Below are 13,549 nucleotides of genomic sequence, written 5' to 3'. Positions count from 1 at the left end.
CGTTACGCTGCATCATGATAGGTGTCAGTGAAAATTAGTATGTATGCTCATGCGAAACTCAGCTTTCTAACGCAATGTTCACCTCCAAAGTAATTTTGTATATGTTGAGTATATAGGGGACTTAAGTCTTAAACAATAGGTCGGATACATATGTTATGAAAATGTAACAATGTGTGAAAAAATGGTACTTGTGTGAAAATGTGTGTAACTGTGAAAGAAGGAACAAATCGTAACCACTTTGAATAAGGAATTTTCAGATAAAAAAATGATACGATACTAAAAAAGGAGGAATATTTATGGAACATCATACGCACGACAATCATTCTCACAAACACAGCCTTGCCTGCGGCCATACGAAGATAAAGCATAACGGCCATGTAGACTATCTGCACGGCAGCCACCTTCATCACGGACACGAAGACCACTGGGATGAGTGTAAAATAGAAGTGACAGAAGAAAACCCGTCAGAGTGTGTACAGGTTGAATCGCCGTGTGATCATAATGAAGACTGCGGCCATGAATTAATTCCCCACGGTGACCATTACGACTATCTGGTTGACGGCAGGCTGCATCACAAACATGACGACCATGTGGATGATCACGGTCCTGTAGAAGTGATTGGATAACGAAAGCGTAAGCCTTCCTGGAAAACCCGGGAAGGCTTTTTTGTATAAAAAATGTTTCTGCTTGACGAATAGTAATGATTACGATTTAATTAATGGGATGTACATGATAAAATGCACTATATACATAGACAGCTGAGAGGGGTAAGTGACGTGAAAAAATGGCCGGTTTACTTAGCCGTTTCAAGCCTTGTGCTTTCTGCCTGCCAGGCTCCGGGAGCAGATGAACAGAAGTCTGAGTCCTCTGTTACCTTTGCTTTTCATTACCCTACCGAAGTATTGAACCCGGCAGTGGATGCCAACTATACGTCTGTACGGATGGGGATAGCAGAAACGCTTGCCTATACTGGAGAAGAAGGCATCGAGCCATGGCTTGCAGAATCATGGGAAGACACTGGAAATAACACATGGACCTTTCAAATAAAAGAAGATATTACCTTTCAGGACGGCACAGCGCTGGATGCGGAAGCAGTCAGGGCTTCTTTAGAAGAAACAATAGAGCAGAGCCCGGCAATGCAGGAAGCGCTTGGCATTTCTTCAATGGAAGCAGAAGGGCAGGAGCTTACCATCACGACAGAAGAAACCAATCATTTTCTTCCTTCAGAACTTGTTCATCCAAACACAGCTATTTTTAAAGAGGAAGAGGACGTTATAGGGACAGGACCTTTTGAAGTGGAATCGTTCCGGGCCAATCAAGATCTCGAATTAACCCGTTACGATGAGTATTGGGACGGGGCGGCGCAGGTGGAGGAAGCGACGGTTCTATTTAATGAAGATGCCAACTCGCGGATGGCCGCCCTTCGTTCAGGAGACGCTGACATTGTGTATAGACCGCCTGTAGAGGAAACAGAAGCTGCAGCAGAGGAGTTTCAGGTGAATACTGTATCAAGCCTCCGAACGCATCAGCTGCTCTACCAGATGGACAATCCTGCCCTGCAGGATGAAAACGTGAGAGAGGCGCTGGATATTCTGATTGACCGGGAAGCTGTTGTAGAAGCAATGAATGAAGAAGCGGAAGAAGCACTGGGGCCATTCCTCGAAGATTTCTCGTTTGCCGCAAATAAGGAAGAAAACGAAAACAGAATCGAAGAAGCTTCTGCCCTGCTGGAAGAGGCAGGTTATACTCTGGAAGACGGCAGAGCGGTAAAGGATGGAGAAGCGCTCGAATTTTCATTAGTCACGTATTCGGCAAGACCTGAACTTCCGATAGCGGCGCAGATTCTGCAGGACCGTGCGGAACAGGCCGGCATAACGATTGATATTCAATTAAATGAGCAGATTGATGATTACCTCATGTCGAACGATTCCTGGGATCTTGCTGTCTACAGCTATGTAACCGCACCAAGGGGAGACGCCGGCTACTTTTTAAATACAGCCTATACTGCTGACGGCGGACTTAATTTCGGAGGACTGGAAGACCCACAGCTGGCAGAGATCATTGACTCATTTAATGCGGAGTCGGATCCGGAAGCAAGAGATGGCTACGCCGTGGAAGCGACAGAGCTGATACTGGACAAACATTATCATTCCTTTATTGTCCATCCGTCTAACAGTGTTGCCATGCAGGAAAACATAACGGGATGGAAAACGAGCCCGAGTGAGTATTATATGCTGACAAATGAGGTCGGGGTGGAAGAATGAAAATAATCGGCAGACAGGCCGTCAGCTTTTTGCTTTTTCTATGGATCTTTTCAACGATCAGCTTTCTGCTGATTAATCTCGCACCGGGAGATCCGGCCTCTACTATTCTCCGCGCAGAAGACGTTGCAGTCACCCAGGAACAGCTCAATGAGGTGCGGCAGGATCTGGGAATGAATGACTCCATTTTTGAACAGTACACCACCTGGCTCGGCAGTTTTATTCTGCTCGACTGGGGGGCCTCTTATGTAACACAGGAGCCTGCCTTTACGATGATTATGAGGGCGCTTCCCGCCACCCTTTATATGAGCGCAGGAGCATTTTTGATTGCTGCCGTGATCGCTGTTCCAACCGGAGTAGCGGCCGCTCTTTCCCGGGGCTCCTGGATAGACAAATCTGCGAGGCTGCTTGCCGTGACAGGGGCTTCTGTGCCCAACTTTTTAATTGGGCTGATTTTGATTCAGCTTTTTGCAGTACAGCTGGGATGGCTTCCGGCGATTGGAGCCGGGACGTGGTGGCATCTGCTGCTGCCTTCTCTGACGCTTGGACTCGGAATGGCCTCCTTTTATATCAGGCTGATCCGTTCAAGTTTTCTGGAGGCATTGGAAGAGCCTTCACTTCGTGCGATATCCGCGCGCGGTATTTCAAGTCGAAAGCTGCGCTGGAAATATACGTTCCGGGCGGCCCTTGTTCCGGTGATTTCCGTGCTGGGAGTCAGCATAAGCAGCTTAATCGGCGGCACTGTTGTGATTGAAGTCGTCTTCGGCTACCCGGGAGCAGGCTCACTGATTGTCGATTCGATTACGAGACGGGATATCCCGGTCATTCAGGGCTATACGGTCCTGATGGCGGCCGCAGTTTCGCTGATTCAGTTAAGCAGTGATCTGCTGCTGAAATGGATAGCACCGGGGCGCAGAACAGAGGGGAGGACGTTTTAATGAAAAAAGCTCTTTCCTCCCGAATATACTTGTGGTTATTTCTTTTCGTTTTCTTTATTCTTATCCTTTCCTGGCTCTGGCCTGTCAGCAGTTCCACCGTGTCTGTACCGGATCGTCTCCAGGGCCCGTCAACCGCGCATTGGCTTGGCACCGACCAGCTTGGCAGGGACCTATTGGCCCGAATGCTCGAAGGCGCCTCCTATACGATCGGTTTCAGCCTACTCGCGATTCTTTTAAGTGTAGTTCTTGGTGTGCCGGCAGGGATACTTGCAGGAATAAAAGGCGGCTGGATGGACCGGCTGTTTACCCGTATCGGAGACTCTTTTCTGGCTTTTCCGGACTTTCTTTTGGCACTGTTGTTAAGTGCTGTTCTTGGACCCGGCCTTTTTAATGTCGTTATCGCGGTAGTGCTCGTTAAATGGATTCAATACAGCTACCTTGTAAGAGGAATAACCAGGGAAGTCACTCAGGGGCAGGCTGTACTTTTGTCTATTATCAATGGAAGCTCGACGGCCGCGATTATTAAAGCGCACGTGCTTCCTGCAGTACGAAGTCATCTTTTAGTCATGTCTACAACTGATGTAGGAAAAGTAATGCTTCTGATTGCTTCGCTTTCCTATATCGGACTTGGCGCTCAGCTGCCTTTACCGGAATGGGGCGCTATGCTCAATGAATCCAGAGCTTATTTTGCAGGTTCTCCAAGGCTGTTGATCATTCCGGGTCTTGCTGTTGTAGGAACAGCCTTGTTGTTTCAAAGTGCCGGGGATAAGTGGCGTGATAGTTTTTTGAAAGAAGAAACAGAAGCAAAGGAGGAGAAGGAGCGTGCTGCAAATGGATAAATTGACCGTTGCATCAGCTTCCCAGCAGCTGGTCAAACAGGTTTCCCTATCGGTTAACAAAGGAGAGTGGCACGCTATCGCGGGTCCGAGCGGAGCCGGCAAAAGCCTGACGGCTCTGTCCGTATATCCGAATCTTCTTCCTTCTGCTTTGAGCATTTCTTCCGGGGCTGTCCTCTTTCAAGGGGAGGATTTAATCCAGTCTCCGGACAAGCTGCGCCGGCACATTGTCAGCCGTCATATGGCATATGTTTTTCAAGATGCACGCTCTTCCTTTTTTCCACTTCTTTCTATTTATAAACAGTGGGAGGACATCTTGAAAGTGCAGCGGCCCGGTCTGAAAAAGAAGGAGCGGCGCAAAAAGATGGAAGAGGCACTGGATGTCGTGCTGCTGCCGGCATCGATATTAAAGCAGTACCCGTCGGAGTTAAGCGGGGGACAGGTGCAGCGGGTCGCTTTAGCAGTCGCCTGGCTCACCAATCCTGCTTTGATTATTGCAGATGAGCCTACCTCGGCGCTGGACGTGTTAACATCGGCTCATATTATGGAGCTGTTTCAAACGCTGCAAAAAGAAAAAGGCTGTGCCATTCTAATGATTTCCCACGACTTAAGAGAAGTGCTTCGATTTGCCGACAAGGTTTCGATTATGGCCGAGGGCGAAATCGTAGAATCCGGCAGGCCTGACAGCGTGTTAACGACTCCAAAGCATGAAGTAACCCGCGGTCTCTGCCAGGCAGTACCCGTGCTTCGTCCTTCCATTAGAAGGGAGGGAGCACAGTGAAACCGTTGTTTGAAATGAAAGATGTCTCCTATCACTACCCGAAAACAGAAAGCGGCGTCGAAGGGATAAGCTTTAAACTGTTTCCGGGAGAAACGATTGGTATAGCCGGGGAAAGCGGTTCGGGAAAAAGCACGCTCGTAAAACTGGCGCTGGGGCTGCTTCCAGCCGGGGAAGGGTCCATTACCTTGAAGGATATATCGGTTCTATTCGCCGGAAAAAAGGAAAAAAGAAGGTTTCGCCGGCAGACACAGGCTGTTCTGCAGCATGATGTGCGCAGCTTTCTGCCCGGAAAAAATACGATTCATACCCTGCTGGAACCAGTTCGTAATCTTCCTGAACGAGGAAAAGAATACAAGAATGGCAGGGAAAGGCACTTTGCCGAAGAATGGATGATACGGGTCGGTCTAGAGCCGGATATGCTGGACCGGAAGCCGGAAGCACTGTCCGGAGGGCAGCAGCAGAGAGTACACATTGCCAGAGCGCTCAGCATTAATCCTGCCTTTCTGCTGCTTGATGAGCCTACTTCTAATTTGGATACCGCGTCACAGGCCGAGGTCCTGCATCTTTTGCAGCATGAAAGCGCTGATCCGGACCGGGGAGTACTCTGCATCAGCCATGATATAGCCGTCCTGCATCAGCTGGCAGACCGGATTCTTGTGATGAAAGAAGGACGGATCGTAGACGATTTTTATAAAAGTGAGACCTGGAGCCGGAACCGCCACAATTATACGAAGGCACTCATTCAGGCAAGCGAATGGGACGGTCTGAAAGAACAGGGGAAAACAGTATAGGCTGTTTTCTTTTTTTGCATAGAAAACCCCCGGGTCCACATAGGATCGGGGGTTATTACTATTATTTCCAGATGTCGTTGGCAATGGTTACAACGTGCTCGAGCTTTTTCCATTGTTCGTCTTCAGTGAGAACGTTGCCTTCTTCGGTAGAAGCAAACCCGCACTGAGGGCTGAGGCAGAGCTGGTCATAGTTTACAAACTGTGCTGCTTCCTCCACGCGTTTTTTTATGTTTTCGGCTTCTTCAAGCTCTCCGCTTTTAGAAGTGATTAATCCTAAAACGATTTTCACGTCGTCGCGGTTAATATAACGGAGCGGCTCAAAGCCTCCGGCCCGGTCGCTGTCGTATTCGAGGAAGAATCCGTCCACCATGACTTCTCCAAAAAGAATGTCGGCTACCGGCTCATAGCCGCCGGATGACACCCAGGTAGAGCGGAAGTTGCCGCGGCAGATGTGCATCGTGATCGTCATGTCTTTGGGACGCTTGGCGATCGCGTCGTTAACAGCTTTGGCATAAAGTTTCGTAAGCGCCCGGTGATCCACGCCGGCTTCCTTCATGTTTGCAATTTGTTCTTCGGAGCATAAGTAGGCCCACGACGTATCGTCAAGCTGCAGGTAGCGGCAGCCGGCATCATAAAAGGCCTGAATTGCCTTCTGATAAGCTTTTGCCAGATCTTCCATCAGCTCTTCTTTCGTGCTGTAGACATTCTCATCCACTTCGGAACGGAAGTGAAGCATGTTAGGGCTTGGAATCGTCATTTTAGCCATCGTATCCCCTGTAATGCTCTGCAGGTATTTCACATCATCGATCATTGGATGGTTTGTGAAATCAAGCTTTCCGGTCACTTTAATGCCGTGGGATTTTGTTTTTACTCCTTGAAACTGAATGCCTTCTTTTGTTTCATATCCTTCGACACCATCGAGCTGTTCAAGGAAATCAAAGTGCCACCATGCCCGGCGGAATTCCCCATCTGTGACGGCCTTTAAGCCGATATCTTTTTGTTTCTGGACGATGCGCTTAATCTCCTTGTCTTCGACGGCGTGCAGTTCTTCTGCAGACAGGGAACCATTCTGGTACTTCTCCCTGGCTTCTTTCACCGCTTCTGTACGAAGAAGGCTTCCTACATGGTCGTATCGAAAAGGGGCTGCTTGATTTGTCATGATGTCTCTCCTTTGAATGGAAAATCAGATTATTCTATAAAGAATATGATGAGCGTATCAAATATGAAATAGGAAGTAAATGGAAAGCAGTGCAGACTTTTATTCGAAGCGAATGTCTTCTCCGATTAAAAAGGTTTTAATGAAAAAGCCGTTAAGCTCTTCTTTAATCGACGCATCTCTTCCTCCTTAATGAAACAGTATTTTCGTTACCATAAGGATTGATGGTTTTATATAAAAGCCGGCTGCAACCACCATATTTCTTGGTTTACATTATACGCCCGACAACGGCGGAATTAGTATACTATTTAAAATAAATTAAAAAGGGAATATTTATATTAAAAAAATATTAAATAATACCTGAATATTATCTTTTGCTGGTTTTATGTAGTAAAATAATAATGCCTGGAAATTGGAAAATATTAATAAAAGGAAGACATTCCCACACTTAAGGAGCTATTTAATGAAGTATATTGTAGACCATACGAAAAAAAGCTTTCATCGTACGGCGTTTGCTAAAGATGAATGCGGATTTCGGGAAACACCGATGGATGAAAGAGAAGGCACATATGATGATTCTTACTTAAAAAAATTGGAAAAAGAAGGCTATATAAAGTGTGAACACTGCTTTAAGCCGAGCTTCCAATATTTGAATTCCGTTTTACTTGGAAAACTTTTCAAAAAATAATGAACAGTTATTCACTCCCTTTATTTGTAAACGTTTTCTGATAAATAGTATAATAGGTATATCGTCAGAAAAACAATATGGAGGGGTACTATGACAACGAATCATCAAGCGCAGCTGCCCATTAATGCTTTTACCGATAAAACCCTGGATTGGGAACAAATAATGACGCCGGAAAAATTAACGGAAGACCAGCGTGCCTGGAAAAAGAAAACCGCCCAATTCGTAGAAGAAGAGGCCCGTCCTGTTCTTCCCCGGATCGAAAACCAGCAGTTCGAGCCTGTGTACGGCCTCATGAAAACACTTGGTTCGATGGGGCTGTTGGGCGCATTTATTCCCGCGGAGCACGGCGGAACCGCTATTGATAAGGTGGCGTATACGGCCGTTATAGAAGAAATGGGAGGCGCGCGCTCGTTTTCGGTTTCTTACGGAGCGCAGGTTGGCATAGGGTCTCTTCCTATTGTTTATTATGGAACAGAAAAACAGAAAGCCGCCTACCTTCCGAAAATTGCCGCAGGAGATATGATTGGCTCCTACGGGTTAACAGAGCCCGGTGCCGGTACTGATATTGCAGCGGTACAGACGACAGCAGAAGCATCGGAAGATGAGTCCATCTATACGCTCTCCGGAGAAAAACAGTGGATTACCAACTCTTCGTTTGCCTCTTACTTTATTATATTTGCCAAGATTGACGGCAAAAAGCCGACCGCTTTTATCGTAGACCGTGATTCAGAAGGTTTTACCATTGGCAAAGAAGAAGACAAGATGGGAATAACCGGCTCTTCGACCTGCCCGCTTTACCTGGACAATGTAAAAGTTTCAAAAGAAGCGATTGTTGGAGAGATAGGCAAAGGCGCACGAATTGCCCTGAGTATTTTAAATCTGGGCCGTCAGAAAATTGCGGCCAGCTGCATCGGAGCTTCTAAACGGGCATTGCTGCTTTCAGCGGAACATGCCCAGACGCGCCGCCAGTTCGGCCACCCGCTGTCTGAAAAGAAAATGATCCAGAAAAAGCTGGCAGCGATGGCAGTCTGGACATTTGCTTCAGAAAGCATGGTCTACCGCACCGCAGGCGTTCTGCAGACGGGAACAGAAGCTGCAGAGAACGCCGGCATTCCGTTTGCCGATATTCTGAAAAACTTTGCCGTTGAGTGTTCCATTAATAAAATTTTTGCCTCAGAAGCATTAAGCGACATCGTTGATCACGGGGTACAGGTGCACGGCGGTCAGGGGTATATGAGAAAAAATGAAATAGAAACCTTGTACCGTGATTCACGCATTAACCGTATTTTTGAAGGAACGAACGAAATTAACCGCGTGGTGGTAGCTTCCATGCTGTTTGAAATGGCAGGGGAGCTGGCAGCTAAAAAAGAAACCGCCTCTACCGGCGAAGGCATCCTGAATACGGAAAGGTCCTATATGGAAAAGCTTCGGGAGCTGTTGGTGGAATTAGTAAAAGAAACAGCCGGCGTGTTTGAAGCACCGGAAGAAGAACAGGAACTGCTGGAATGTGTAGCGGAAACAGCTAAATCCGTCTATGTCATGGAAAGCGTCTGGAGCCGGGTGCAAAAGGACAGCTCACCGGACGGTCTGATGACCAAAATGGCCTCCGTCTATATGAATGAAGCGGTAGACCGGGTGCTTCCTCTTTTGAAAGAAGCAGCGGACTTTCTGGAGTCGGACAGCATGCTTCAACAGATTAAACAGCTCGCTGCAGACAAGTCAGCTGAGGTCGATCACTCTATCGTATACAGAAGAAAAATAGCCGAAGCGGTGATCGAGCATCATGGCTATCCCCTCTCCTAGTTAGAGACATACAATAAAAATGTTGCAGAATGAAGCAAAATTTTGTAAAATCCAGGAGAACGGAAGATAAAAAGCTAACGTTTAAATCATCGCATTTACCTTGATGAATACAATACTAAATAAAGCAATACCGCTGTTTTAACCAAAGACGGAAATGAACTGGAAAATAAGCCAGGCATAAGTCGAAAAGGAGAGTTCTCCTTTTCGGCTTTTTTTATGTTTGAGGAAGGCAGCTAACTACATTTCAATGAAAAGGACTGTCCTCATGAATAGAAAAGAACAGGAAAAAACAATAGCCAGCTATACGGGAAGGGTGCTGCGGGAGCAGTTTGGCAAAGGGCCGGAAGCCGTGTATGTAACGGTAGCACCTCCTTACGTCACGATTTATTTAAAAAAATTCCTTTCCCCGATTGAGAAAACGATAATGGAAGAAAAGCATGAACACAGCATATATCAGCTGAGAGACCATCTCATGACACGGGTGCTCCCGGACCTGCAGTTGTATATACATAAGATCACAGGGATTTACTTGAAAGATATTTATTACGACTGGGAATTTGCCAACCGCTCCGGCATTATTGCAGGCACCAGCTTTCATGCCGAGACTTTAAAAGAAAGGCAGCCGGACAGGGAAGAAGCCAACGTGCTCGATCTCGTTGCAGCCCATACAGAAGTGGAGCCGGAGCGGACAGCCTGCCAGAAGATCAATCACAGAACGTTTCTTGTCTACCGGGAGGAGTGCCTGCTTCAGGTTGAACTGGAGTTAATCCGGCTGGGCTGTGAAGAAATACTGGAGCGGGCAAAAAGGCAGGTGGAAAAAAGGCGCTTTTACACCTCAGAACCGTTTCTTTCTTTATTCGACGGGGGTGTGGAAGATGTATTTATAGACTGGAACTTTGAAAAAAATACGAGCATCATTGTGATCGTGACAAACAATCACAAACCTTTTGTATAACAGAGGAAACAATCCCGGGACGGGAGCGTGGCAGAAAAATCTGTTATGATAAAATCACGATAAAAAAGGGGGAAGACCAATGATGGAACATCTTCCCGTTTTTGTTTACGGGACGCTCTGCAGCGGCCTTCACAACTATGAAAAATACTTAAAAGGCCACACAGAAAAGGAAGTACCGGCGGTGACAGCCGGAAAACTCCATGCCGCAGCGCACAATCAATATCCCTGTCTGCTGAAAGAAGGCGAACTTCCTGTTGCGGGAGAACTGATGTATGTTCATGCCTCCCGCTACCGTGAAGTGATGAAGCATCTGGACCGGCTGGAGGGGTATGATGAACACAACCGGGAAAACAGCGACTACATCCGGGAAAAAATAAACGTCGCGACAACGGAAGAAGAATGGGTGACGGCTTATATTTATTACTGGAATCAGCCGGATGATTTAGGCGTATGGATAGAAGAAGGCAGCTGGCGGAAGTATATAGCCGCAGATGCTTAGAAGACAGAAGGTCCGACGGTCGTTTTGTTGAAGAAAGCAGGGATACAGTGGGATTAAAGCTTGCTATATTGTCGATATCACTCATTACCGTAATGGCTGGAGCAGCAGTGGCTCCAGCTCTTGGTTCGATTTCAGAGGCTTTTCCAGATGCGGATGCGACCACTATTAAATTAATCACCACGCTTCATGCTTTTTTTATTATTCCTTTTTTGTTTGTTACCAGTTTTCTGGCGAAAAAATATGCGAAAAAAACGCTTCTTATTATTGGTCTATCTCTTTACCTGGTCGCTGGCACGGCTGGAGGGTTTGCAGACAGCATCGGCTGGCTGTTAGCTACAAGAGCCCTTCTCGGTGTATCTGTCGGTTTGGTTATGCCGCTTTCCACTTCTCTGGTTTCCGATTTCTTTACAGGAGAGGAACGAACTAAGATGATGGGAAGGGTCGGTTCTTCGATCAATCTCGGGGGCATGGTTTCTACTATTCTGGCCGGGGCACTTGCTGCAATAAGCTGGCGCTATACGTTTGGTGTCTACGGCCTGGCACTCCTTATTTTATTATTTGTTATTTTGTTTCTTCCTTACGTAAAGCCGGAAAAGCCGACTTTGGAAAAAGGGGAAAGCAAAAAGCCCAAACCTGCACCGATTCCGGCCGCTGTCTACGGGCTGGGTGGATTAATGTTCGGACTTTTTGTCGTATTTTTTTCGATCCCATCCAACATGGCGATTTACCTGCAGGAAAATGAAATTGCTACTGCAGAAATTGCCGGCCTGGTGATTGCATTGGGGACGCTGGGCGGCTTTACGGCCGGTTTTCTTATTACGAAAACCCAGGCCTTTTTAAAAAACCTATTTCTGCCTGTGATGCTTGGTTTCATGGGTACGGGATTTGCGCTGATTGCATTTGCCCCGTCGCTTGCAGCGATTGCTCCAGGCGTTATTATTCTGGGATTTGGGTTCGGCTCGATTCTGCCTACCTTGTTTGACCGGGTCTCCATTATCGCTTCCGGCCGCCAGATGGTACAGGCGATGGCGATTGTACAAAGCTTCTTATATCTCGGTCAGTTCGTATCCCCGCTTGTACTAGACGGCCTCAGCGCCGGCATGGGGGATGGTTCCACTCAATTTGTGTATATAATGCTGGCTGTGTGTTTATTAGGTCTTGGCCTGCTGCTGTTTATTTTCAGCGTGAGCCATCGTATTCTCCGAAAAAGCTGAAAGAGGGCTGTCCGTTGTAAAATCCGGATGGCGCTCTCTTTTATTTTCGTACATTCCTGTATCAACTGCTTTTAACAGCTCCGCGATGGTGCTGCCGTCTTCAGGATAGCTGCCTATTCCAATGCTTGCCTGAACAGAAATAGTCTCATCGGTTAAAAGGAAAGGCTGATTAAGCTCTTTAAGCAGCCTTTTTTCCGCGGTATCAGGTAGGAATATCGTTTTCGCGGCGGGATTGGTATAATATAAAGAGACGAAATGGCAAAGAAAAGAGGCGGTCCCTTATAATGGTAGAAGGAAATAGACGACTAAAAGAAGAAAAGGTCTTCAAAGACCCGGTTCACCGCTATATTCATATTCGGGATGAGCTTCTCTGGGATTTAATAGGAACAAAAGAGTTTCAGCGGCTGCGCCGGGTGCGGCAGCTGGGCACAACATTTTTAACCTTTCACGGGGCAGAGCATACCCGTTTTAACCATTCGCTTGGCGTATATGAAATCACAAGACGTATTGTAGAAGTCTTTGAAGGCAGACCTTTTTGGAAAGATGAAGAGCGGCTGCTTACGTTAAGCGCGGCGCTTCTTCATGACGTAGGCCATGGTCCTTTTTCTCATTCGTTCGAAAAGGTTTTTCAAACTGACCATGAATATTGGACCAGGGAAATTGTCATGGGAGATACGGAAGTAAACACCGTATTAAGACGAATGGGCGATGATTTTCCGCAGAAGGTTGCGGAAGTAATTGAAAAAACATATTCCAATAAACTGGTCACCAGCTTGATATCAAGCCAGATTGATGCCGACCGCATGGATTACCTGCAGCGCGATGCGTTTTATACAGGTGTGAGCTACGGCCATTTTGATATGGAGCGTATTCTGCGCGTCATGAGGCCGACGGAGGACCAGGCAGTGATTAAGTATTCCGGCATGCACGCTGTCGAAGACTATATTATGAGCCGCTACCAGATGTACTGGCAGGTGTATTTTCATCCGGTTACCAGAAGTGCAGAAGTGATCTTAAGTAAAATTCTACAGCGGGTGAAAGTGCTGTTTGAAGCTGATTATACGTTTTTGTATCCACCGGAACCTTTTACAGGATTTTTTACCGGTGAGCTTACACTGGCGCAGTATTTGGAGCTGGATGAATCGGTCACAATGTATTACTTCCAGATGTGGCAGAAGGAAAAAGATGTTATCCTGCAGGATCTCTGTCAGCGCTTTATGAACCGGCGGTTGTTTAAATACGTGGAATTTGATCAGCATGTCCATATTAACGACTGGCTGAAACTGCTGGAACTGTTCAAAAAGGCGGACATGGACCCGGACTACTATTTAGTCGTGGATTCCTCCTCGGACCTGCCGTATGATTTCTACCGGCCGGGCGAGGAAGAAGAGCGTATTCCGATTCATCTGCTGATGCCCAATGACAAACTGCGGGAACTTTCGCGGGAGTCGGACGTAGTGGAAGCCATTTCCGGTAAAAAACGGACGGACCACAAGCTGTATTATCCGGAGGAGTGGCTTTATACAGAAGGATTTGAAAAAGAGAAAAAAGAAATACGTTCGATTTTGAAATCATCCAAAGAAGAGACAGCCTTTTCCGGTGAAATAGAGGAATAAAATCCTCTTAC

14 protein-coding genes are annotated in these 13,549 nt (G+C 46.9%); 12 read left to right on the top strand and 2 right to left on the bottom strand.

Annotation, left to right across the window (positions count from 1 at the left end):
- Positions 1-296 precede the first annotated feature (296 nt).
- The 6 genes from AC5W2J_RS03480 (at position 297) to AC5W2J_RS03455 (ending at position 5,607) form a co-directional block, all read left to right on the top strand.
- Positions 297-626: a hypothetical protein gene (locus AC5W2J_RS03480; RefSeq protein WP_496058093.1), complete on the top strand. Its 330-nt coding sequence runs from the start codon at positions 297-299 to the stop codon at positions 624-626.
- A 150-nt stretch (positions 627-776) separates the two neighbouring features.
- Entirely contained in the window at positions 777-2,264 is a 1,488-nt protein-coding gene (nikA, locus tag AC5W2J_RS03475) for a nickel ABC transporter substrate-binding protein (RefSeq protein WP_496058092.1), read from the top strand.
- Complete coding sequence (gene nikB / locus AC5W2J_RS03470) at positions 2,261-3,199, top strand: nickel ABC transporter permease (RefSeq protein ID WP_496058091.1); 939 nt, start codon at positions 2,261-2,263, stop codon at positions 3,197-3,199. The genes nikA and nikB overlap by 4 nt, the downstream gene beginning before the upstream one ends.
- Positions 3,199-4,038, top strand: a complete 840-nt coding sequence (locus tag AC5W2J_RS03465) for an ABC transporter permease (RefSeq protein WP_496058090.1) — start codon at positions 3,199-3,201, stop codon at positions 4,036-4,038. The genes nikB and AC5W2J_RS03465 overlap by 1 nt, the downstream gene beginning before the upstream one ends.
- Positions 4,031-4,816 carry an ATP-binding cassette domain-containing protein gene (locus AC5W2J_RS03460; RefSeq protein ID WP_496058221.1) on the top strand — a complete coding sequence of 262 codons (786 nt, stop codon included), beginning with the start codon at positions 4,031-4,033 and terminating at the stop codon, positions 4,814-4,816. The genes AC5W2J_RS03465 and AC5W2J_RS03460 overlap by 8 nt, the downstream gene beginning before the upstream one ends.
- Positions 4,813-5,607, top strand: a complete 795-nt coding sequence (locus tag AC5W2J_RS03455; RefSeq protein ID WP_496058089.1) for an ABC transporter ATP-binding protein — start codon at positions 4,813-4,815, stop codon at positions 5,605-5,607. Before AC5W2J_RS03460 ends, AC5W2J_RS03455 begins: the two co-directional genes overlap by 4 nt.
- Positions 5,608-5,668: 61 nt before the next feature.
- Here the strand turns inward: AC5W2J_RS03455 and AC5W2J_RS03450 are convergent, their stop codons facing one another.
- A complete protein-coding gene (locus AC5W2J_RS03450) occupies positions 5,669-6,766 on the bottom strand; it encodes a 5-methyltetrahydropteroyltriglutamate--homocysteine S-methyltransferase (protein WP_496058088.1) in 1,098 nt (365 codons plus the stop codon).
- A 460-nt stretch (positions 6,767-7,226) separates the two neighbouring features.
- Between AC5W2J_RS03450 and AC5W2J_RS03445 the strand changes: the two genes are divergently transcribed.
- The 5 genes from AC5W2J_RS03445 to AC5W2J_RS03425 all read left to right on the top strand — a co-directional run bounded on the left by AC5W2J_RS03445 (position 7,227) and on the right by AC5W2J_RS03425 (position 11,922).
- Positions 7,227-7,451: a hypothetical protein gene (locus tag AC5W2J_RS03445; RefSeq protein WP_496058087.1), complete on the top strand. Its 225-nt coding sequence runs from the start codon at positions 7,227-7,229 to the stop codon at positions 7,449-7,451.
- Between the two features lie 90 nt (positions 7,452-7,541).
- On the top strand, positions 7,542-9,254 hold the full coding sequence (locus tag AC5W2J_RS03440; protein WP_496058086.1) for an acyl-CoA dehydrogenase family protein: 1,713 nt from the start codon (positions 7,542-7,544) through the stop codon (positions 9,252-9,254).
- Between the two features lie 265 nt (positions 9,255-9,519).
- On the top strand, positions 9,520-10,209 hold the full coding sequence (locus AC5W2J_RS03435) for a Na-translocating system protein MpsC family protein (RefSeq protein WP_496058085.1): 690 nt from the start codon (positions 9,520-9,522) through the stop codon (positions 10,207-10,209).
- Between the two features lie 79 nt (positions 10,210-10,288).
- On the top strand, positions 10,289-10,708 hold the full coding sequence (locus tag AC5W2J_RS03430; RefSeq protein WP_496058084.1) for a gamma-glutamylcyclotransferase family protein: 420 nt from the start codon (positions 10,289-10,291) through the stop codon (positions 10,706-10,708).
- A 68-nt stretch (positions 10,709-10,776) separates the two neighbouring features.
- Positions 10,777-11,922, top strand: a complete 1,146-nt coding sequence (locus tag AC5W2J_RS03425) for an MFS transporter (protein WP_496058083.1) — start codon at positions 10,777-10,779, stop codon at positions 11,920-11,922.
- Here AC5W2J_RS03425 and AC5W2J_RS03420 read toward each other — a convergent pair.
- Positions 11,860-12,108, bottom strand: a complete 249-nt coding sequence (locus AC5W2J_RS03420; RefSeq protein ID WP_496058220.1) for a diguanylate cyclase domain-containing protein — start codon at positions 12,106-12,108, stop codon at positions 11,860-11,862. The genes AC5W2J_RS03425 and AC5W2J_RS03420 overlap by 63 nt on opposite strands.
- 98 nt (positions 12,109-12,206) lie before the next feature.
- On the opposite strand from AC5W2J_RS03420, the gene AC5W2J_RS03415 reads away from it, so the two are divergent.
- Positions 12,207-13,538, top strand: coding sequence for an HD domain-containing protein (locus AC5W2J_RS03415; protein WP_496058082.1), 1,332 nt, complete (start codon positions 12,207-12,209; stop codon positions 13,536-13,538).
- The last annotated feature ends 11 nt before the right edge of the window (positions 13,539-13,549 follow it).

Source organism: Sinobaca sp. SA16-1, assembly GCF_059510515.1.
This window is presented reverse-complemented; position numbering and strand designations above follow the sequence as displayed.